The organism is Hydrogenophaga aromaticivorans (assembly GCF_013387465.1).
Taxonomy (GTDB): domain Bacteria; phylum Pseudomonadota; class Gammaproteobacteria; order Burkholderiales; family Burkholderiaceae_C; genus Hydrogenophaga; species Hydrogenophaga aromaticivorans.
Genome location: NZ_VYGV01000011.1, coordinates 83,328 through 104,519, shown reverse-complemented (window position 1 = coordinate 104,519; position 21,192 = coordinate 83,328). Strand labels below are relative to the sequence as shown.

Annotated in this window: 24 protein-coding genes; 17 read left to right on the top strand and 7 right to left on the bottom strand. The window is 56.8% G+C overall.

Going from position 1 to position 21,192, the window contains the following annotated elements:
* The first annotated feature begins 83 nt into the window (after window positions 1-83).
* The 10 genes from F3K02_RS12965 to F3K02_RS12920 all read left to right on the top strand — a co-directional run bounded on the left by F3K02_RS12965 (window position 84) and on the right by F3K02_RS12920 (window position 9,631).
* Window positions 84-344, top strand: a complete 261-nt coding sequence (locus tag F3K02_RS12965; RefSeq protein WP_177136048.1) for a hypothetical protein — start codon at window positions 84-86, stop codon at window positions 342-344.
* 137 nt (window positions 345-481) lie between these two features.
* The gene (locus tag F3K02_RS12960) at window positions 482-1,447 is read left to right on the top strand and encodes a DUF932 domain-containing protein (RefSeq protein WP_246309436.1); all 966 of its coding nucleotides are present in this window, start codon (window positions 482-484) and stop codon (window positions 1,445-1,447) included.
* A 202-nt stretch (window positions 1,448-1,649) separates the two neighbouring features.
* Complete coding sequence (locus F3K02_RS12955) at window positions 1,650-4,085, top strand: AAA family ATPase (RefSeq protein ID WP_343067083.1); 2,436 nt, start codon at window positions 1,650-1,652, stop codon at window positions 4,083-4,085.
* Window positions 4,086-4,213: 128 nt separating this feature from the next.
* Window positions 4,214-4,408, top strand: coding sequence for a hypothetical protein (locus tag F3K02_RS12950; protein WP_177136046.1), 195 nt, complete (start codon window positions 4,214-4,216; stop codon window positions 4,406-4,408).
* A gap of 157 nt (window positions 4,409-4,565) precedes the next feature.
* The gene (locus F3K02_RS12945; RefSeq protein WP_177136045.1) at window positions 4,566-5,009 is read left to right on the top strand and encodes a hypothetical protein; all 444 of its coding nucleotides are present in this window, start codon (window positions 4,566-4,568) and stop codon (window positions 5,007-5,009) included.
* Between the two features lie 89 nt (window positions 5,010-5,098).
* Window positions 5,099-5,989 (top strand): hypothetical protein, encoded by an 891-nt coding sequence (locus tag F3K02_RS12940; RefSeq protein ID WP_177136044.1) that lies wholly within the window; start codon window positions 5,099-5,101, stop codon window positions 5,987-5,989.
* 117 nt (window positions 5,990-6,106) lie between these two features.
* Window positions 6,107-6,652 (top strand): single-stranded DNA-binding protein, encoded by a 546-nt coding sequence (gene ssb / locus F3K02_RS12935; RefSeq protein WP_177136043.1) that lies wholly within the window; start codon window positions 6,107-6,109, stop codon window positions 6,650-6,652.
* Between the two features lie 143 nt (window positions 6,653-6,795).
* A complete protein-coding gene (locus F3K02_RS12930; protein ID WP_177136042.1) occupies window positions 6,796-7,863 on the top strand; it encodes a DUF7146 domain-containing protein in 1,068 nt (355 codons plus the stop codon).
* A 127-nt stretch (window positions 7,864-7,990) separates the two neighbouring features.
* On the top strand, window positions 7,991-8,626 hold the full coding sequence (locus tag F3K02_RS12925) for a hypothetical protein (protein ID WP_177136041.1): 636 nt from the start codon (window positions 7,991-7,993) through the stop codon (window positions 8,624-8,626).
* Window positions 8,627-8,770: 144 nt separating this feature from the next.
* Window positions 8,771-9,631, top strand: coding sequence for a DNA polymerase III subunit beta family protein (locus F3K02_RS12920; protein WP_177136040.1), 861 nt, complete (start codon window positions 8,771-8,773; stop codon window positions 9,629-9,631).
* 139 nt (window positions 9,632-9,770) lie between these two features.
* Here the strand turns inward: F3K02_RS12920 and istB are convergent, their stop codons facing one another.
* Both istB and istA read right to left on the bottom strand, forming a co-directional pair.
* A complete protein-coding gene (istB, locus tag F3K02_RS12915; RefSeq protein WP_177136039.1) occupies window positions 9,771-10,508 on the bottom strand; it encodes an IS21-like element helper ATPase IstB in 738 nt (245 codons plus the stop codon).
* Between the two features lie 59 nt (window positions 10,509-10,567).
* Window positions 10,568-12,112, bottom strand: coding sequence for an IS21 family transposase (istA, locus tag F3K02_RS12910; protein WP_177136038.1), 1,545 nt, complete (start codon window positions 12,110-12,112; stop codon window positions 10,568-10,570).
* A gap of 119 nt (window positions 12,113-12,231) precedes the next feature.
* Here istA and F3K02_RS12905 point away from each other — a divergent pair, with 119 nt between their 5' ends.
* Window positions 12,232-12,591: a hypothetical protein gene (locus F3K02_RS12905; RefSeq protein WP_177136037.1), complete on the top strand. Its 360-nt coding sequence runs from the start codon at window positions 12,232-12,234 to the stop codon at window positions 12,589-12,591.
* 19 nt (window positions 12,592-12,610) lie between these two features.
* Window positions 12,611-12,964 carry a hypothetical protein gene (locus F3K02_RS12900; protein WP_177136036.1) on the top strand — a complete coding sequence of 118 codons (354 nt, stop codon included), beginning with the start codon at window positions 12,611-12,613 and terminating at the stop codon, window positions 12,962-12,964.
* Window positions 12,965-13,064: 100 nt separating this feature from the next.
* Here F3K02_RS12900 and F3K02_RS12895 read toward each other — a convergent pair whose 3' ends face one another.
* From F3K02_RS12895 to F3K02_RS12875, 5 genes are read right to left on the bottom strand one after another with little or no spacing between them, the layout of a single operon-like run.
* The gene (locus F3K02_RS12895; RefSeq protein ID WP_177136035.1) at window positions 13,065-13,439 is read right to left on the bottom strand and encodes a bactofilin family protein; all 375 of its coding nucleotides are present in this window, start codon (window positions 13,437-13,439) and stop codon (window positions 13,065-13,067) included.
* A gap of 1 nt (window position 13,440) precedes the next feature.
* A complete protein-coding gene (locus F3K02_RS12890; RefSeq protein ID WP_177136034.1) occupies window positions 13,441-13,929 on the bottom strand; it encodes a polymer-forming cytoskeletal protein in 489 nt (162 codons plus the stop codon).
* Between the two features lie 32 nt (window positions 13,930-13,961).
* The gene (locus F3K02_RS12885) at window positions 13,962-14,945 is read right to left on the bottom strand and encodes a hypothetical protein (protein ID WP_177136033.1); all 984 of its coding nucleotides are present in this window, start codon (window positions 14,943-14,945) and stop codon (window positions 13,962-13,964) included.
* 56 nt (window positions 14,946-15,001) lie between these two features.
* Entirely contained in the window at window positions 15,002-15,466 is a 465-nt protein-coding gene (locus F3K02_RS12880) for a hypothetical protein (protein ID WP_177136032.1), read from the bottom strand.
* Window positions 15,456-16,130, bottom strand: a complete 675-nt coding sequence (locus F3K02_RS12875) for a nuclease-related domain-containing protein (RefSeq protein WP_177136031.1) — start codon at window positions 16,128-16,130, stop codon at window positions 15,456-15,458. The genes F3K02_RS12880 and F3K02_RS12875 overlap by 11 nt, the downstream gene beginning before the upstream one ends.
* A gap of 180 nt (window positions 16,131-16,310) precedes the next feature.
* Here F3K02_RS12875 and F3K02_RS12870 point away from each other — a divergent pair, with 180 nt between their 5' ends.
* The 5 genes from F3K02_RS12870 to F3K02_RS12850 are packed head-to-tail and all read left to right on the top strand — an operon-like array spanning window position 16,311 to window position 21,191.
* Window positions 16,311-17,330: an ATPase, T2SS/T4P/T4SS family gene (locus tag F3K02_RS12870; protein ID WP_177136030.1), complete on the top strand. Its 1,020-nt coding sequence runs from the start codon at window positions 16,311-16,313 to the stop codon at window positions 17,328-17,330.
* Window positions 17,317-17,631 (top strand): hypothetical protein, encoded by a 315-nt coding sequence (locus tag F3K02_RS12865; RefSeq protein WP_177136029.1) that lies wholly within the window; start codon window positions 17,317-17,319, stop codon window positions 17,629-17,631. The genes F3K02_RS12870 and F3K02_RS12865 overlap by 14 nt, the downstream gene beginning before the upstream one ends.
* Window positions 17,631-17,972 (top strand): VirB3 family type IV secretion system protein, encoded by a 342-nt coding sequence (locus F3K02_RS12860; protein ID WP_177136028.1) that lies wholly within the window; start codon window positions 17,631-17,633, stop codon window positions 17,970-17,972. The genes F3K02_RS12865 and F3K02_RS12860 overlap by 1 nt, the downstream gene beginning before the upstream one ends.
* A 7-nt stretch (window positions 17,973-17,979) precedes the next feature.
* On the top strand, window positions 17,980-20,463 hold the full coding sequence (locus F3K02_RS12855) for a VirB4 family type IV secretion system protein (protein WP_177136027.1): 2,484 nt from the start codon (window positions 17,980-17,982) through the stop codon (window positions 20,461-20,463).
* Between the two features lie 2 nt (window positions 20,464-20,465).
* Window positions 20,466-21,191, top strand: coding sequence for a hypothetical protein (locus tag F3K02_RS12850; RefSeq protein ID WP_177136026.1), 726 nt, complete (start codon window positions 20,466-20,468; stop codon window positions 21,189-21,191).
* The last annotated feature ends 1 nt before the right edge of the window (window position 21,192 follow it).

Below are 21,192 nucleotides of genomic sequence, written 5' to 3'. Positions count from 1 at the left end.
TGCGCATTCCAACTCGCGTCTACTGGAAAGCCGAAAGGCACCTTTCATCAACACCGCGTTTGCGGAACTGAAAGGTAGCCAACATGTACGTCGTGATCGAGCCTCGCTACGAGGACCCCATCGTTCGACAGATCCTTCCGCACGAAATCCTTGACGGTGATGCTTTCGCTGCGTCCTACGCAGCGCAGTGCGGTCAAGAGTTGAGCCACGCCGACGAAGAAATTCCGGACGGCAGTGGTGACTTTCGAATCACGATCAAGGACGAACCACCCACCCCTGGTGGCCGCGATTCAACCCGCATCTGGTTCGGAAAAGACTATCGTTTTGCCTGCGAAGACGACTGATCTCGTTCCCATGAAGTCCCACGTTCATCGTGGGTTTTCTAAAGGCAACCTCCTTCAAGGTCGCAGCCTTCAGAAAGCCCTCGGGCTGACCCTTTCATCAACACCGCAAGACTGCGGAAAACGAAAGGAAAACCGACATGGCACATCATCTGAGCCTCTTTGGCAACAACCAAGCCGAAATGGCCTACGCAGGTGAACGACCCTGGCATGGCCTCGGTCAGCAAGTGAATGCGAATGCCAGCCTCGAAGAGTGGCTGGACCAAGCGCACATGCAGTGGTCTTACAACGAATCCGTTGCCCAGTTCACCAATGGGAGCCTGCACGAGTACCCGGATTTCAAGGTCCTCTACCGCAGCGACAACAATCAGCCGCTTTCCGTGGTGAGCAATCGCTACAAGGTGGTTCAACCCAAGCAGATCGTCGAGTTCTTCCGCTCCCTCGTGGAGAAGGAAGGCTTCAAGATCGAAACCCTGGGATCGCTCAAGGAAGGTCGCCGCATCTGGGCCCTGGCCAACACCAACATCGAGAACGATGTTCTTGGCTCCGATCGTCTGAAGGCCTACTTGCTGCTCATCACGAGCTGCGACGGCTCTTTGGCGACGACGGCCAAGTTCGTCTCGACCCGTGTGGTGTGCTGGAACACCCAGGCCATTGCGCTGAACCACGAAACCGGATCGGCCGTGAAGGTGCGTCACAACACCGTGTTCAACCCGCAAGCGGTGAAGGAAGAAATGGGTTTGATCGGGGCGAAAGCTTTTGATCACTTCCTGGGCAACATGCGATCCTTGACCAAGGTGACCATGACGCAAAACGATGCCAAAGGTATCGTGGCGTCCCTGCTGCCTGTCTCGGCCGGCGGTGAAAAGGATGTCAGCGAGTCCAAGGCCTTCCGCAAGATCATGGGCCTGTTCAATGGCGAAGCCAAAGGCGCACACCTTCCCGGTGTGGCCGGCACTGCCTGGGGCCTCCTGAACGCTGTGACCGAATACACGGACCATCACGTGCGTTCGCGAAGCCAGGAAAATCGCTTTGACAGCTCGATGTTTGGCGTCGGCGCCAACATGAAAGAGGCGGCTGAGAGCACGTTGCTCGCCTTGGCCTGAGGGAGTAGCAGCTGCATTCGGCGTATGCCGATGTAGACAAAACTCCGAACAGCAAGAGGGTGGGATCGCCTGTATCAGGCGTGCACCCATCTGAGGAACAAGACCCGCTTCGGCGGGTTTTCTACTGGGTCAACCCAGCAGAAAGCCCACCGGCTCCTCCTTTTACTTTTCCCCGCATCGGGAATCCACCAAAGGAGAAACCATGAGACCCATCAGACTGACACTGAATGGCTTTACGGGTATTGCATCAGGTCGGTCCAAGAGTTCCTTGACCATCGATCTTGATGCATGCGTACCTGCAGAAGCACAGCTGGTTGCGATTTTCGGGCCCAACGGTTCCGGGAAAACGACCATCATCGACAACCTCCACCCGTACCGGCTGATGCCATCAAGGGCCAATCAGCCTGTTCCAAGCGCGTTCTCCTACTACGACCACCTGGTTGGAGGGGAGGGGGGCAAGGAACTGGTGTGGGAGCACCAAGGCGTGCGATACCTGAGCTCCTTGCGATTCAGGTCCACTGCGAAAACGAAGAAGCAAGAGGCTTTCCTGTTCGTCTACGAAGCCGATGGAAGCACGCAGCCATGGTGCGATCAGGCAACGGGCCTGAAGTCCGATGGCAAGGCCGAGAACTACGACCGCTGCATAGAAGCCGTGGTTGGAAAGCCAGAGGTGTTCTTTGCAGCACAGTTCAGTGCCCAAGGCAGAACGCCGATCGCAGCCATGACCGCAACTGAGGTCAAGAAGCTGTTGGCTGACATGCTGGGCATGGATCGTATTGCTGCCCTGGCTGGAAAGGCCTCGGAAGTTGCGAAGCTGCTCAAGCCTCGGCTGAGCAGCGTGCAAGACCAGGCAATGCGTACCCGGCAATCGGTGCCTGATGTTCGCGTGCTGCAAGGCTCGCTTGATCAGGCCCTGGCCAATCTCGAAGGCATCGAAGCGTGCATGAACCAGACGGCTGCAGAAATCACGCAGGTGACGGTTGATCGAGCCGCCCTGACCAGCTCCATGGAACGCCAGATCTCGATCAGGTCGCAACATGAGGCTGTGGATGAGCAGATCTTGATGGCGACGTCCACAGGTGCCAGTCAGATCGCAGCCATCGTTGCAAAGCAAAAGCAAGGCGCTGATGCAAAGCTCGTTGCATTGCAGGAGGCGAAGAACGCAGTGCAAGTGGCGCTCAACCTCAAGCAGCAACTGCAACAACGTTGCGAGCAGCTTGATCAACTTGTTTCCAGATCGGACCAAATCGGGAGAGCCAGGAAGGCAATGGATCAGCTGATCCAGGATCGAGCCAAGCGGTTGTGCCTCATCGAGGACAGTTCGAAAGACCTGTCGCGCATTGATGAAGTGCGTCGATTGGTTGAATCGCTCAGTGCCTCACTGGCCAAGCTGACGAGCGACGGTGCGCACTTGAAAGCTGCACTGGAGCTGGCTCAATCGACGGCAATGCTTCTGCGGGAGGTTCCTTGTGGTGGCACGGCGATGGCTGGCAGATGCAAGTTGCTGGCTCAGGCGAACGAGGCCGCAGTACGCCTTCCACAACAGGAGATGAAGCTACAGAAAGCGCGTGACCACTACCGAATCCAGAACACAAACTGTAAGGGCAGTACGAACGAGCTTGTTTCACTTCAGGAGAAGGAGGCTGTGGTCAAAGTTGCCCAAAGGGAACTCAATGACATCGAAGCCAAAATCGCTGAGTGCCGGGAAACGCTGGCTTTGCGGGAGACCATCGAAAGCGCGCAGAAGGAACTACCGGGAGTCAGGGCTGAGTTGACGAAGGCGTCGCAAAGCCATTTGCTTGCTCAGGAAACGGTCAGGCGCCGGCAAGAAGAGATCGTCGCAGGCCAACAAGCTGATGAGGCAGAGTTGTCCAAGGCCCAACACCAGGTCGAACAGGGTTTGCTGAGGTTAAGAACCTTCAAGCAGTCTTTGCCAAAACTGTTGGAGGCTTCAACGGGCGAACAGCTTGACCAGCTGCTGCAGGCAGCAAAGCGCCGGCATGAAGAGCAAGCTGGGCGTGCAGAGGAAGTGCGTAGGCGAATCGCTTCGATCAAGGCGTCCATGGAATCTGCAGCGCAGCTGACGACCATTGCCGTCGAGCATGAGGACAGAGCGCAGAAGATCGCAATGGAGATGTCTCGCTGGACCCTGCTGTCAAAAGCACTGGGTACAGATGGCGTCATTGCAATGTCGATCGATGACGCAGGTCCCATGATCGCTTCCTTCGCAAACAGTCTTCTTGAGGACTGCTACGGAGGTCGGTTCGTGCTGGCAATCCAGACGCAGACAGAGACAGCCGCTGGCATGCAAAAGGAGGCATTCAACGTGATGGTGGAAGACACCACTCGCGGTGAAAACAAGTCCCTGGACTTGATGTCAGGTGGTGAGAAGGTCTGGATCAATGAGTGTCTGGTGAGGGCAATTGCCCTGTACATGGCCAGCATCTGCGATATCCGTTACGAGACGATCTTCAGTGATGAAGCCGACGGTGCACTCGACCCTGAGCGCAAGCGTCAGTACATGGCAATGAAGCGTGCAGTGCTACAGCGTGGGGGATATTCACGTGAGTACCTGATCACACAGACCCCAGAGCTCTTGAGCCTGTGTGATGGGGTGATCGATGTGACTACCCTCTGAGGAAAGTGAAAGGCTGCTTGCAGCCTTTCCTGAAAGCTCTCAAGCGAAGAGCTTTCAGGAAAGGTGCCAGTAGGCTGGTATCTCCACTCCAAGCAAGTCGTCATCTATGGCAATGAATGGAGTCCAACATGAAGTCCGAAGTCAGCAAAGTGAAACAGGAGAACCTTGCGAATGATCTGTTCGTGATCATTTTCGCAACCTTGACGTTTGTCGTCATTGCCCCCCTTGTTGTCTTGAAGTTCATCTGGCGTTTCTCAGCTCCAGTGTTCTTCAAATTCGCGAAGGCATCAGGCGCAGGTCTGATCGGAATCTTCAAGAGTTGAAGGAACGAGACGGCTCAACACCGCCTCATCAAAGGCTGCATTTGCAGCCTTTCTTCAGGTACCTGCTGCCAGGTGGCTGAAGAAAGGCTCGCGTGCTTTGCATGCTCCCTACCGCTTCTCAACGCCGATTTTTCGGCACAACTCAGGAGCGTTCAATGTGGAAAACCTTTTCGGTGAAGAAGTAGAGGTCATCAACGGCCGATTGATTGGAAACTCTGCACCCTTCAGTGCAGCGGAGACCGATCAGATCGTGGACGAGGTGATTCATGGTGGCGAGTTGCTCGCTGAACTCGCACACAACCTCAAACGACTGCGCAAGCTGATTGCGTCTGAAACGACCCAGTCCATCAACAAGACGAGACGAGACGCATGGGAAGACCTCCTGTGGGTCTACGACCTCTATGGGTGTCCTACCCACGTGCCGTTTGATCTTGCCTGCGACGTCGTTGGTGTGGACCCTGAGCAAATCAGGGGAGCCATCAGCGGTGAGTTCGCTGGGGAAATCCGGTTGATGGCCAAAGTGATCCTTGAGCGTCTGCCTGACAAACAGGAGCACGTTCAAAGACGGCTGTCGCCATACGTGCAGCTCAGCCTGCACTGATTCAAAAGAGAGGGCACGCCTCATCCTTCGGTGGGTGAGCGTTGCCGTTGCATTCCAGGCGCATTGCGCCTTCAACAGAAAGACTTGTCATGAAAATTTCCATGTCCTTTGGCTACGTTCTCTTCAGTGTGTTGGGCGCTCCAGCAATGGTCCTTGGCCGAATCCTTCACAGCAACACCCTCGCCAACGCGTGGAACAGGGCTGCGACGGCATTCAGTCATTCCTGGGCAGGCACTGTCCAGCAGAAGCAGATGAAGGAAGCCCGTGTCGAAACGGGTGCTTGCGCCTGGACCCAGGTGCAGCATTCCGAATTCTCGGTTGCCATGGCCTGCAAACAAGCGTGGGTAGCCGGCAACCTCATCGACGTCTACCTCATGGCGGATCGAATCGAACGCGTGCTCAAGGTTCCGACAACACCGCTGGCGTGGCAACGCGCCACGGAAGGAACGGCCTTTGCTCGTGTACCACTCAAGGCCCTTAGCTTTGAGGCCATGGAGCGTGCAGGTGTATTGCCAACCCTGGACGGCGCCATAGCGATGACACGCAGTGAAGTCGAGGCGGGTAAGGCGACCCGGGCCTTCAAGAAGCAGGACGACTTGCGTAAGGCTTCGATGGCTGCTACCCAGGATCTCTATGAGAACAAGGGCGAGGCTTTTCCGGAACCTCAAAGCGCTGAGTCGGGAACACCGGTGGAGTCTGCAACCGGGATCGTGACCTATGCCAACAAAAACATGATCCGGCCCAAGAACAAGGCACCCTATGAAACGTTTTCTGTCGTGCTCAAGCAAGACGAGACGGGTCAGGCGGTGACGTTCTCTGGCGTCGACCTGAAAGCGAAGTTTGAAAGCGGCGAGTTCACCCTGGGTGAGCATGTGCGCATCGACAAGTTCAAGGTCGTTTTCTCCTCGGAGATGGGTGGTGTGACACGGGTGAACACCAAGAATGAGTACAAGGTCAGCAAGTTGACCAATGCTCAGTGAAGGGGTGTTTATCGCAGAGCTGGACCTGACCTATCGTCTTCGGACACAACCAAAGCAGCCCTCACGGGCATGAAGAAAAACAGGCCCGCCAAAGCGCGGGCTCTTTGAAAGGCATACATGGCATCCGTCAACAAAGTGATCATCGTCGGCAACTGCGGCCGTGATCCAGAAGTCCGCTACCTGCCCTCGGGTCAGGCGGTGGCCAACGTGAGCGTGGCAACGACCAGTCGTCGCAAGGACCGCAACAGCGGCGAGACGATCGAAGACACGCAGTGGCATCGCATCGTCTTCTACGACAAGCTGGCCGAGGTCGCTGGTGAGTACGTCAAGAAGGGGCGTCCGATCTATGTGGAAGGCCGCTTGAAGTACGGCACCTACGCGGACAAGAACGGGGTGGAGAAGAACACCCTGGACATCATCGCGACTGAGCTGCAATTGCTCGGTGGTCGTGATGGTGCTGCGGGTGGCGGTGAAGGCGGGGGAAGTGGTTATGGCCGTTCACCGGCCGCGCCGCGTCAATCTGCTCCAGCTCCACGCCCCGAACAGCGTTCGGCACCGGCGCAACCACCGGCCCAGGCTAACAGCGGAGGCTTTGAAGATATGGACGACGACATTCCGTTTCGGAATGTACTTAAGAGCCGGGCATTCTGCCTGGCGATCTGAAAAAGGAGGTGCCAGCATTCGTGTTGCCACCTCCTGCAAGCTCCTAACAGGGCTTGCTTGTGCTGATGCCTACGCGGCGTGACCACAAGCAAGCGTTGTCGCTGGTGATTCTCTGTAACCCCTTTTTTGGGAAGGAATCACATATGTCACGACTCAAGATTGATGATATCGATTGGCACACGGTCATGCCTCGGCTTGGCATCCCATTCGACTACATCGAGAAACCGAACCGGCACAGTCCGTGCCCCATCGAGCCAGGAGATGGCTGGAAGCGTTTTCGCATGGATAACCGCGGTGGCCGTGGAACCTGGATCTGCAGTCACTGTGGTTCCGGCGATGGTGTGCGATTGGTGGCACTGGTCAACGGTGTCAACGATGCGGAGGCCCTGCGCATGATCAAGGATGTCCTTCAGGACACTGGTCAAGCCATGGTTTCCCAGGCAGCAAACCATCCGTGTAAGCCCATCGAAAAATCACAAGCTGAACTGGACAAGGCTCGCGATTCTTTGCGCAAGGTCTGGGGCAAGTCGATAGGTCTGACGAAGACCCCATCGCTGCTCTACCTGCAAAATCGTGTTTACGGCCTTGATCCCGCATGGCTGGCGCCATCCCTGCGTCATGGCAGAGCACTGTTTCACTACGACGAAGACACGACAAAGAAGTCCATGCGGCCCGCTTTGCTCGCCCTGGTCTCGGATGCGAGCGTTGAGCATGGCTTTGCAGTCACGCTGCACCGCACCTACATCGATCAGGCGGGCATGAAGGCCGCGGTGAGCCCTGGACAGGAAAAGAAGCTCATGAGTTCGTGTGTGCAAAAGATCGATGGTGAATCGATCCTGCTCAACACGGCCGTGTCTGAGTACTGCATCGTGACCGAGGGGATCGAGAACGGTCTGGCTTGGGTCGCAGCGACTCGTAATCGGTATCGAGTGTTCGCAGCCGTCAACTGCAACAACATGGCCAAGTTCAAATGGCCGCGCGATACCAAGGGATTGCTGATCGCAGGCGATCATGACGCAGTGAATCCGCGCACTGGCTTGCGCCCCGGGTACCACAACGCCATGCTCCTCAAAGAGCGTGCACTGAGTGCCGGGGTCCCTGCATTCTTGAAGATTCCAAAGCACCAGGGGGTGGACTGGGATGACCTGTGGAATGCCGAGCAGCTGGACCAGTTCAGCTTTTCGTCTTCCAAGGACACCCTGTACGCCTGAACCCTATCCACCAACCACTCCGGGCTTTAGTCCGGGGTGGTCCTCTCAAGACCATGCCCATTCGCGTGTTCTTGAGAGGACCTTCAACTTTCATAAACAGCTGTTTCTACAGCAGGAAAGGAGTCCTATGGGATGGTCATACGCGTGTGACCGGCACTACGACAAGCAGTGCCTGATTGAAGACCTCACCAAGCCTGGCGTGCTCTCGCCCGGCTACACATTTCTGGAGCACAGGGTTGTTGGGAATCACCTCTGGTACCTGTACCAGCAGCCTGACGGGATCAAGACAATCGGCCTCTTCATGATGGCCAGCGGTGGTCGTGAAATGGGCTGGGGACACAAGGGAATCAGCGAGTCCATGGGGCCGTATGAGACCGATTGCCCTCTCAGCTTGCTCAACATGGCCGGTGACGTGGCGCCCAATGAGTCCGCTGCTCAATGGCGTGAACGGGTGCGGCAGCATCATGCCGTCTCGAAGACAGTCAGCAAGTCCTGGGCAACGCTCAGCCATGGCGGGTTGATCGAACTCGATGGCGTGAAGTACGAGGTGCTTGCTGGACCTCAGAATGGGCGAACCAAAGCTCTGATCAAGCGTTTGTCCGACGGGAAGAACTTCAGCCTTACCCGCAAGGTGTTCAAGAGCTGCAAGTTGATTGCACCTGAGAGACAGGCCAGTGCCGAACCGCCGGTGACGACGGATTCGGCAAAGGCCTCAAATGCCCGGCAGGAAGATCTGTTCGACATGGCGGCATTGCCGCACTGATCCAGCTTTCTGTTCTGTGCCACTGCTACATCCCTCGTGGATGTGGCAGCCGTGGACGTGCTGCCCTGCGCAGCGCGTCGACGACTGCCAGCTCCTTTTCGTCAAGTCCCCGTTTTGGGGAAGACACTTTAGAAGGAGTCATTCATGACCATCAAAACCACCATGGGCCAGCTCAAGCAGGCCATCAAAGCAACGCTGGTCGCTGTCAATTCGAAGCGCTGTGACCTGCATATCAAGGACGGCCAGGTGTACGTGCAGGCGACAAGCCACAGCGGCTTTTGTCGTGTGATTGTTTCAACCGAGGGCTCCAGCAGTGACATCGCGGTCGGCTCGATCTCGGTGCATGCAGCCAATGTGATCTTCGGGTCGGTGGCCGCAGACATGGAAGTCACGTTCAAGCCTCAAGCGAAGGGAATCCGACTGCGCTTCGGTGGCTCCAACCTCACTCTGGTCCACACTGACGCGGGAGAGGCCGTCAACGATCTGTTCGAGGTCACCACACACTGCACTGGCAAGACTTTGCTGGCCAGTGCAACCGGTGCTCAGCTGGCAAAGGCTTTTGACACGGTGCAGTATTTCGCTGCAAAAGGGGATGTTCGCCAGTACCTGTGCGGCGTCCTGATCGAGAAAGAGAATGAGCTGTTGAAGCTCACGGCGACGAATGGGTTCAGCCTCAACAGTGTGACCTCCGATGTCGAAATCAAGAAGGAAGGCGAGTTTCAAGCGATCCTGCCTTCGGACGCGGCGCAGGCCTTCGACATGGTGTTCAAGCCTGATGACGAGGTGGACATCTTTCAGCTGGGCACCGGCGACACACGGCGCATGGTTTGGAAGACGAAGAACATCTGTTGGCTCACGACCTTGGTGGCCGGTGCCTTCCCTGGCTATCGCTCGATCCTGGCCGGGGAGACTTCGCCCTTGTCCAAGACCTGGAACGTGGCACGCAAGCCGCTTGCAGCTGCCATCTCGCGGGTGCACGCGATGAGTGGGTGCGCATTCCACTGATGGCGGACAGTGATTCCATTCCCATCGCGGACAGCGTTCCAGGCGATGGCGGACACGCCGCGCGGGTGTCCTGAGTGACGAGCAAATCGTAGCCGAAGTGTCCGCCATCAGCGTGGAACCGGTGGCCAGGCGGTGTCCTTCAAGCGGCCCTGGCGACCTTTCTCATGGACTCGCCTTTGAGGGCCATTTTGTGCGAGCCGTGGACGATGCGGTCAAGGATGGCGTCGGCCAGCGTGGGCTCGTCCAGCCAGGCGTGCCAGGCGGTCATCGGCAGTTGGCTAGTGATGAGCGTTGAGCGCGTGCCCACACGGTCGTCCAGCAGCTCCAGCAAGTCATTGCGTTCGTGTGCAGCAATCGGGGCAATGCCGAAGTCGTCCAGGATGAGTAAATCCAGCTTGGCCAGTTGCGCCAGACGTTTGCCAAAGCTTCCGTCGCCATGGGCCACATGCAGTTCCTCCAGCAGTCGCGGTGCGCGGGTGTAGAGCACCGAGAAGCCCAGGCGAGCGGCCTGCTGGCCCAGCGCACACGCCAGCCACGTCTTGCCGCAGCCTGTGGCACCGGTGAGCAGGACGTTGTGGCCATGGCGCAGCCAGTCCCCGCCGGCCAGGCTGCCGATGACTTCCCGACTCAAACCTCGGCTGCACCGCCAGTCGATGTTCTCCAGGCAAGCGCTGGAGACCTTTAGCCGGGCGGTCTTCAAGAGGCGCTCCAGGCGTTTGCTGTCGCGCCAGTCCACCTCTCGCTGCACCAGCAGCGCCAGGCGTTGCTCGAAGGGCAGTTCACTGACCGCGATGTGGGTGGCGGCGTCATTGAGGGCCGCCACCATGCCGTCCAGGCGAAGGATGCGGAGTTGGTTGAGGGTCTGTTCGTTGAGCATGTTCGTTCTTTCGGTATGGGCGTGTTGAGGTGGTGGCTGACGGTCGTCTTCAGTGGTCATCAGTGGTAGTAGCCCGGCCCCCGCACGTTCTCGTGCAGCGGCAGGCTCGCCTGTGTGGGAATGGGCGCATCAAGCGCTCGCTGGTCCAGGCCGCAGCTCAGGATGGAGGCGATGCTCTTGTAGGAGGGTGAGCGAATCGACTGCGCCCGGGCGCAGGCCGCCTCCAGGCGCTGCGCTCCGTACTCACGCCCCAGACGCATCAGGCCCAGGCAGGAGCGGTAACCCTGCTCGGGGTGGGCGCGGTGTTCCATCTGCCAGCGCACCACGGCCGCGGTGGCCACTCCCACCCGCTCGCCCCAGGCGATGAGCTTGGCCGGTGTCCACTGCAGGTGCGCCCGGTGCGAGGCCGGCATGTGCTCTGGTGTGGTGGTGTGTGCACCCTTGCGAGGATTCAAGGCATGGGCTGCCACGCGTTTGTTGCCATGCAGGACTTCGACCGTGCCCGCCGTGATGCGCAACTCCACCACCTCGCCCACCAGGGCGTGGGGCACCGAGTAGTAGTGGCCGTCGAGTTCGACGTGGTAATCGATGTTGACGCGGGCAGGCTTGAAGCGGGCTATTGGCATGCGCGTGGGCGGCAGTGGGCGCAACAGCGGTGCATCGAGTTCGGCAAATGCGCTGGCCCGGTTGCCGGGCAGCTTCTTGAACGCTCTCTGGTTCAAATCCACCAGCAATGTGGCAATGGCACGGTTCAGGGCGGCAATACTGAAGAAGGTCTGGTGGCGCAAGCGGGCCAGAATCCAGCGCTCAACCACCTGCACCCCCACTTCGACCTTGGGCTTGTCACGTGGTTTGGCCGGGCGCGCCGGCATGACCGCCAGGCTGTAATGCACCGAAAGCTCTTCCAGCAAACGGTGTGAGGTGGGCTCGTAGCGGTCAGGGCGCGCCATGAGGGCGCGTGGCTGGTCAGGCACCAGCAGGCGGGGTACGCCACCGATGAACTCCAGTGTGGCGATGATGCTGGCCACCCAGTCGACCGCCTTCTGGCTGGGGGTGGCGCAGGCGTAGGTGTAGTTCGATGCCCCCAGCACGGCCACAAATATCTGGGCCTGGTTTATCTCGCCGGTGCTGGCATCCACGACGGGCACCGTCTGGCCAGCGTAGTCCACGAAGAGCTTGTCGCCGGCCTCGTGGGTCTGGCGCATGGAGCGCTGCAGGCTGCGGGCCCAGGCCTTGTACTTCTCGCAGAAGGCGCTGTATTTGTAGGCTTGGCCGGCGTGTTGATGCTGGTACTCCTCCCACAGCAGTTGCAGCGTGACACCGGGGCGGCGCAGCTCTTGGTGGATGTGAGCGTGGTCAGGCTCCAGGTGGCGGGACTCTCGCGCCACTGGGGGCCGGTACAGCCGCGCTTGCAGCTCTTCGTCGCTCAAGGTCTGGGCCAAGACCCAGTCCACGCCAGCCACGCGTGCGTAGCTGGCTATCTCGCTGACGGTGGATTTGGAGATGCCGAGAGCGGCACCGATTTGGCGGGTGCTCAATGCCCCGGCGTGCAGCAGCTGCAGTGTGTGTCGTATTTTGCTCATGGTGACCCTGGGTGTGGGCATTGCTGGTTCCGGTCGAAAAACCGGTCAGCGTATGCCGCGTTTGGGTCACTCAGAACACCCGCAGGTGTCCGCCATCAAAATGGAATGCTGTCCGCCATCACCGTGGAACGGTGTCCGCCATGGTGGTGGAACACTGTCCGCCATCAGCCTGGAATCGTGTCCGCCATCGCGTGGAATACGCAAGTGGGGACCGCTACCTCAAGTTCATCCTGAGCAACGAGTCGATCACCGTCCAGTCGCCCGATCAGTTGCAACGCGAAGTGGTTGAGCTCGATCAGAAGCTGGATGACATTGTTCCGTTTGAATGTACCGCCAGCTTCGCAGGAGAAATGCTCTTGGACTGCATGGACCAGGTTCCTTCCGAGGTGGTCGCCTTCAAAAAGGAGGCCAACCCGACATCGAAGCTCTACCTGCGGCCTGTCGCAGATGGTGCCGAAGTGCAGGAGTGGATCGCACTCATTCAGCCGGCGAGCATCTAACCCTTACCCGAGGTACATCATGGACGATTGCATCGAACACTCGGTCGTGCAACACGTGCTGGAGGCCTATGCAGGGGGTATCTCGATCATCGACGGGACAAGCGCGAAAGCGGGGTTCTCTGTCGAGGCTTCGGGCTGGCGCATCAAACTCACTGAGGCCCTTCTGAAGGACATTGAAGAGGCATTGGGAGAGGTTTTGATCGTGGTGCCGGATCTGGTCGCGAGTGCCTGGCCGCTATCTCTGGCAGTCCCGCGGTTGCGTGCCGCGTGGAAGCATGCTGTGATCAAGGACACTACCGTTCTTGGGTTGCAGCAGTGGTGCGAGGTGGAGTCGATCGAACGCAGTGTGAGTGCTTTACAGAAAAGAGCTTGATCGGAAACGATGCGGCTCTCAGAAAATAGAAAAACCCCGGCTGCTTATGGCATGCCGGGGTTTTTTTTTGGCCGCTTGAAAACGGGGCCGCGGCGTCCCTCTAGTTGGACCAGCTGGTGTCCACCAAAGCGCCGTTGATGCGTGCCTTTGGCTCAACGCTGACCGTTTGACCATATTGGGCCTGACCACGGAATTTGCTCGAATCGGCAAGCACCAGCGACTTGCGTGCATGAACCTCACCGCTCACGGCGCCCTCGATGAGAATGTCGTCGGCTTCGATGGACTTGGCAGTCACGGTAGCCGTCGCGGAGATGATCACGGTGCCGCCGGACAGCATGCTGATCGTGCCATCGAAGACCCCGTCCAGGATCAGGACGATCGGCTCTTCGGTGAGGACTTCGCCGTTCATGGTGCTGCCCAAGGGGACGAGGCAGTGGCCGGATTGGTAGCGTGAGGTGATGTCGCTTTTGATCATTTCAGTTGTTCCCGGTGTTTTTGAGTTGGGCATTCACTTTGGCGCCACGGTCCACGACAAGCTCGTCGTACTCCAGTTCAACGGCGCACTTTGCAGTACTCGCGAATTGGACACAACCTTCGCTGCACACCACCTTTCCATTCAAAACACCGGCAATCACCGCGTTTTTGGCGACAACATTGCCCTGGTATTCGGCGCCATCGCTGATGATCAGGTCCTGATCGGTGATGGTGATATCGCCCTTGAAGCTGCCGTGAATGTCGTAACGATTGCGGCCAACCACCGTGCCGTTGAACTCGACCCCCTTAGGGATCGTGCCGTTGGGCCGATCGGTAGGGGGGAGGGCAGGGGCGACAAGGGCAGTGGTTGCGTGGACTTGATGGAGGTTTGCCTGGGCGAAATGGCTGTCAGCAATGGGTTCGGCGTAGTCGACCTCATCATTCAAATCAGGCTCGGTTGCAGTCTCACTGACCTCAAGATATTGACTCACGGTATTTGCTCCTTAAAAAGGGAATGAAAAAATTATTGCCAAAGTTGGCGCTGAAACGCGGGGGAAACTTCCTCGGAATTGCACGTCAATACGTCGATTGGTTTTGATTTGAGCTTTGTTTGAGTTGAAAGAAGTTGCTGATCTTCGATGGAAAGCTCGCCAGCCATACCGCTCCTATTGAACAACGCCCGGCCGCACTCTCGCTCCAGAACCTCAAGGGTCTGGGCAAGTCGAAGGTAGAGCACGGACCCTTGTTGTTCCTTGGGGATCATGAGAATCAGTTTGGCAATGATTTCGCGAGAGTCAAGCATTTGAAGCTCAAGAGGGCTGATGGCAGTCTGATCCTTGAGGCTAATGCGAAGAATCGTCTGATATGAGCGAGCCCGCCAATGGTCGCGAAACCGTGACAGCTTTCTTTTGATTGGATTAACGACCAAGTTCAATGCTCTGCCTCGCGACAGGGCCCATCCAAGAAGGCCAAGCATGATCGCAATCGTTGCCATCATGTAGCCGGCCAAGTCCCGTTCAGGTTCATCTGCTTGCACATCGACGGAGCTGCTCGTCATCGAGGTGATATCGGACGATGGCGAAGAGAGGCTTGGTGATGGCGCATCCATGGCCGGCGAGTTTGGCTGATCCGTCACGGTCGAAACTTCATTGGATACAATTTTTTCTTCCTGGACTATCATGTTCTCGTTAGCTTGAGTGGGGCCGTTGACTGAGCATTCGTTGGAAAGCGAGCATCCCTTTTCAATGGATTCGTGCAGAGCTTTGATACGTGAAAAGCTACTTGCAAAACTCCCGCTCGGATCAATGGTGAGGGCTTGATCGAGATTAGTCATAGCAAATGAATACTTTTTAAGCCGCTCTGCAGCGATGGCCACCCTATACCGGGCAATGGCGGTAGCGGCCGCTGGATTCGTCTCAGATGCGTTGGCATAGAGATCCAGTACGCGCTGATATTGACCCTTCGCCAATGCAACACGAGCTGTCGATTCAAGGGAGCTTTGAGCCATGGTGCTGCTGCAGGTCAAGGCAGCTAGGGCCAAGCACATGAGTTTGCCGGTCAAGCTCAAAACGGAACCCCTTTGTAAAGGTTGAGGTTGCCCCTTGATTCCCGTTCCTTTTCGGCAAAGCGCTCGAAGGGATCTTCATCGTTCATGTGAAGCCGCGCATTGATGATCGAACCTCTTGCTTGTTCAAGTCCACCCGGTGGGACATGAATAGAACCGGCCGAAATCTGTGCAGCGGGACCCATCCTCAAAAGATTGGTCGTTATGACCGCGGTGCTTGATCCACTGATGATCTTTCCGCCGAGTATGAGTTCTCTGCAGGCCAGTTTGTCCTTCAATATCAGCATCCCGCCGCTTGGTATTTGGACAATGCCGCTCCATGCGATATCGCCGGAAAATGAGCCGAGCACAACCGCGCGCTCGTCGGCTTCGCAGCTGCTGTCCACCATGCCGCTGAGTTCGACATTTTGCGCAACGTAAAGCGTGGTTTTTTCTGGAACGATGTGATTGCTGTTATCGGTCATGGAGGCCTGCTGATTGTTGAGTTGATGCATCACGGTTGCATTGCGTGTTTCTGGATTTAATCCATTTTTCCAGGCTTGCAATATGCTCATCGATTGTGTATTGGCTAGACAGTTCGACAATCGTGTTGGCGATTGCATCAATTTCGTCTCTTTTGAGAAGGTGAAAGTTGCCGGTTTTCTTCGATCTGAAGCGGCTCATTCGTGCGAGATAGGGTAAATCGTTGAACCCAACAACATGGCTTGTGCATTTGGGGTCGATTTGAAGCGCCTGATTGGTGGGCACAACATAGTTTTTGACCCGAACGCCAGGCAGCTGGGAAGATAAATAGCGAGTCTTGAAACCGCCTTGTGCGATTGGATCGCGAATCGGTTGTGAAACTGAGCCTTGTATGAGGAACCACTGGCTCTTCCCTTCCGGGTAATGCTTGCAGACAAGACGGTCAGCATTCCACCCTTTTGATTCGAAGATGATGATCCCAGCTGAACAGATGACGATCACGTCATATTCACTGGTGGGGGGGCCTTGTTCTTGCCCGGTCGGGAGAACGATGTTGTTCAAGATTCGGGAATGCCCATAGACGTTCTCGAAGACCTCTCTGATCGCTTCGAGAGCTTTGGCTTCGGACGCCATCGAGTGGGACTTGCGGTTGAGATCGGGTGACATGCTCCGGTGTCTTGTAGCTGCACGATGCATCGATCATGGCCCTTGATCGAGCCCGCGCAACTTCAAATGCTGACCAAAACGGGCCACATTCGGGTTGCGAGGGCCTTTCACGTTGAATGACCCCCTGAAGCTGCATCGTTTCGCCTTCTTCATGTTCAGAGGCCACATGAAGATAGGTGAATGCTCAGTCCGGTACGTCTCCAAGAAGTCATTTCGAAGTCGCTTGCTCCCATTCAAGCGATCATGGAAGACCGTGCCGTCACCGAAATCATGGTTACAGCCGATGGGCGTGTCTGGGTGGAAAAGCACGGGCGCATCGAGCGGTCATCCATCGTGTTGCCAGAGGTTGACCGGCAGCTGGCCCTGGCAGCAGTTGCCAAGCACGCCGGTGCGGAGGGCGGATCGCATGGAAGGGACCTGCGCAGCGGAACGGCTGACGCGGTTGTCTCCACAGGGGTGGGTGGACTGCGCTTTGCCGGCGCCTTGAAGGGCGTTGATGCGCGAGGAACCACGCTTGCGATTCGCAAGCATTTGGAGCCCGAGGATCGGCCCACCTTGAACCAGCTGGTTGAGTGGCAGATGTTGTCGGAAGAGCTGGCAGAAAAGCTCGTCGACCTGATCATCCATCAGCGTCTGAATTGTGTCTTTGCTGGCCCAACCTCTGGCGGCAAGACCACATTGGCCAACGCCATCCTGATGCACCTGCCGGCCAACGAGCGCATCGGCTTGATCGAGGACGCGCGGGAAATGGCCCTCAAGGTGGAGCACAAGAACTGCTACCTGGCCGCACCCCAGTCAGGTCTCACTGCCAAGGTCTTGGTGCAGCACGCCATGCGTGAGCGATATGACCGCCTCATTCTTTCTGAAACCCGCGGTGATGACACCTACGACCTTCTGCGTGCGCTCTCGTCGGGCCACAACGGTTCAGTTACGACCCTGCACGCCTCTTCAGCCGCGGGGGCCTTGAGCACGCTGGAACTGCTCTTTCAGATGTCCCTTCCTGAGGGCGTCCAGATGTCCCCCCAATCGGCACAGCGATACATCGCTGCCTGCATCAACTTGGTGGTTTTTTGTTCTCGCTCATACGTCAGACAGGACGATGGCACGGACAAAAGCTACCGAAGAGTTTCTGAAACCGCAATTGTCAAAGGAGTTAGCAATGGTGAATACAACCTGGAGCACGTTCATGTCCAAATTTAATATCGAAGTCGCTTTTCGGGCAGCTTTGATGCTGTCAGCCGTACTGCTGGCAACCTATATGCCGAGCGCGATGGCACAGCAGACGGGTGCTGATGGTCTGTGCCAATTCGCCGGCTGGCTCAAACAGATCGCGACGGTTGCCGCGATCATCGCGTTGATTCTGTTCGTGATCAACAGCATGTTCATCAAGTCCTCCGTGGTCGGTGACATCATCATGTACGTGATCATTGGCTGCGTCATCATGGTTGCCGGCCCATACATCATTGGCCTCACCGGTTTGGTCACGAATTGCACGCTCTGATGGACGAGAACGCATCATCAGCGGGCCTCATCGCCGACTACCCTGCACTGAGGCGACCTCGCCTCAATGCGGGTGTTGGCACCAAGACCGCAACCATGATCTGGGCAATCACAGCCCTGGTGGCGGTGGTCATTGGGTTGCCATGGGGATTGCTCGCAATTCCATTTGCTGCCGTGATTCACGCCGGACTCTCGTGGTTCTTCAAAAAGGATCACCAGATCATGGCTCTCTACCTTGTTCATGAGGTTGTGCCTAACAACCTCTACGCGGGAAATCCCAGCCACGGGGAAACATGGGTGTCCCGCCCGAATGGTTATGCAAACCAAATACCTTTGAGTTGAGCTTGTGATGGCGTTGTCCACGATCACGGGCCTCCGTGCCCGAAACCCCAATAAAAGCGAGGACAGCAGCCTGTCTGAGCATCTGCCGTGGATGGTCCACGTCACGCCCTCCCTTGTGCTGTGCAAGGACGGCGGCCTTCTTGCTGCATACGAATTCATTGGTGTTGATGTCGATGAAGACAACGTGCAGCGACACGAGCAAGCCATTGTCGAAATGCAGTCTTCAATGGACAAACTCGATGAGCGCTACTACATGTGGTTCGTCACTGACAAACGGCTCAAAACCGAGCCGGAACAGTGGGATTCCATGGAAAGCAATCCTGTCACGGCGATATTGGAGGAGCAACTACGCGCAACCTACAGGTCCAAACAGGTCTACACGCTCAAGACCCATTTGTTTGTCCTCTTCGTCGGAGAGACTGGCGTTTACGCCTTTATGGAGAACGTGCGCCGCAAGATGAGCGATGAGGGACAGACCTTCTTCGCATCCATCGTGACGAGTCTGAATCCAGCCAACAACGTGCGATCAGCGGTCCTGCATGACGCGAGGCAACTCGACGGCAACGTCGCCATCATGGAAGAGACGCTGGCAAGCTACGTGGCAACCCATTCTGTTGCGCACTTTGGTCGCCTCACAGGATGGGAGCTCGATAACGCGCTGCATCTGATGGCTTCACCCACGCTGGATCACAACGCATCGATCAGCCCGGCTCCGTCCTCCATGCTAGATGCCACACTGGCCAGCGCAGATACCAGGTTCGGCCGCGAAATCTTCGCTGTGAATGGGTCCAACCGCTCTATGTACGGGACCATCATTTCGATGAATGGCTACCCAGGACAGATGGCTGCGTTCAACAAGCTGCTTTCGGTGCCAGCAGAGTTTCGCCTCACCCATGTCCTCCGGTGCATGTCATACGACCAGGCGCGTGCAACCGTTGACGAGCACGCACGCTACTACCGGATGTCGCAAAGCACACTGGGCCAACGTGTTGCTGCTTTCCTGCAGCAAAGAGATCCAGAAGTTGATCCGGGCAAGGCGGACCTCTATGGTGAGTGCGTGGAGGCCATGCGCAGGCAAGCGGCGGAATCGCTTGGCTTCTCAATGCACTCGACATCGCTGACCGTCTACGCTGAGAGCGCACAGGCGGTGCAGACCTTGATGGCCCGCGTCGTCCGGGACGTGGGGGGCCTCCCTCACATCCGCGAACGCTTGGGCATGAAGGCAGCATTTCTTTCCGCCTTGCCGGGTGTCTGGGCTCACAACAAGCGGTTGATGCTCGCCAACAACGAGATCATCAGCAATGCCCTCCCGACAACGACTGTGCTCCCAGGGTCTGCACAGTCGGACCACCTCTCCGAGATCTACTCGCGGCCGATGCCTTCACTGGCTACCTTCACTTCGAAGTTCGGCACCGAAGTTCACTTCGACCCCTTCGTCAAGCAGGTTGGGCATGCCTTGCTGGTGATGCCCACCGGTGGGGGCAAAACAACTTTCGTGAACTACTGCCTGGCTGCCTTCGCAAGGTACCCGGATGCCCAGGTGATCATTTTCGACAGGGATCACTCCTGCCGAATCCTCACGCACCTTGTTGGCGGCACCCACGTCGATCTGCGCCAGGGACTCAGCTTCAATCCGATGAAGCACATACGCGAGAGTGACATCGATCGTGTGCAGGCTCGTGAGTTCATCATTCGCCGCATTGAGGAGGGTGGTGAGACGCTTTCGTCCCAAGATCGGGCCGATATCTACGACACGATCAAGTCCATCGCAATGGCTCCAACCCAAGAAGCGAGCCTCAACACGATCTGGTCGCTGTTGCCTTCGAAGATTCAAACCAAATTGCATGAATGGGTTGAGTCAGGCCCGTTTGGCTATTTTGGTTCCAAAGAAGATCAGTTGACGTTTGCCAGTTGGACCTGCATTGAAATGCGAGAAATCATGCGGGTAGACCGATTGGGGCGCGCATTTCTGGATCATGCGTTCAATACGATCTCGCGCTCGCTCGATGGGCGACCAACATTCATATATGTCGAAGAGGCCAGTTTTGCCCTGAACAACCCGGCCTTCTTGGCGGGCATTGACGAATGGCTCAAAACATTTCGAAAGAAGAATGCCTTCGTTTGGCTGACTGTGCAATCTCCTGAGTCAGTGAGCGGTGTTGACAGCGAGGCGATAAGAGCAACGCTCACAGACAACATTCCAAACATCCTGCTGGGCTACAACAGGAAATTGGAGAGCCACAGGGAGCTTTACCGAAAGATGTTCGGCCTCACTGATGATCAAGTCTCAATGATCGGAAAGCTCAGGCCCCAGCGTGACTACCTGAGAATCGCTGGAAACACGACCCGGATACTCGGGACGAATTTCAGCAAAGAGATTCTTGCTCTGGTCAGGTCCGAAGCGAAATTTCAGCAGATGCTTGATGAGCATCTTCAATCGGGATCGCGCACATGGCGTGATGACTATCTCAAAGCAGCAATAAGGAGCTGAGCATGAAGCGCAGAGTTTTGGTGTCGGCGATGTTGTTGGCGTTTTCGTTCGGAAAGCCCAGCTTTGCCACTGGCATTCCGGTGATTGACGTTTCCAATCTTTCGCAAAACCTGATTACGGCGATTGAACAAACAACCAATACGATCACGTCGGGAAAGCAGCTCATCGAAGATATGAAGCAAACGCTGAATACCTTTCCGATCATTGAGCAGATCAGCAAGTCAGAAGAACTCGCCCAGTTGATCAAGCTGGTCCAGGCCGCACAGGGTTTGCAGGGGGCGTTGACCTCCAGTAAGAACGTCTTCGATAACTTTGGCAGTGCATTCTCGGTCAGCCAGTACACCTCTTTCGAAGAGTTTGTGAATTCGGTCGCTCGCCGAAAAGAGCAGGGCGATAAGTCGGCGAAGTCCCTCTATGACTCCGCAAAGCTTGCCGAAGATCAGATTGCCAAGGCTTTCGAGGCGCATTTGGGGATCATGACTGGCATGCCAATGATCGAAGGCGTGACGCAAGCTGCCCAGGCAACAACCAATTCTGTCGGTGTCGTCATTCAGCAGCAACAAGCCATGTTGGCAATGATGTCTGCAACAACCCGTGATTCTGGTGTTGAGAGACAGAGGCAATATGACGAGCGTGCAAAGCTGGAGGAAGCGTATCGCAAATATTGGGAAGATCGTAAAGCGAACAACAAGAGCGACGCCACCATTCTGAAATCCCTCGCTCAATAAA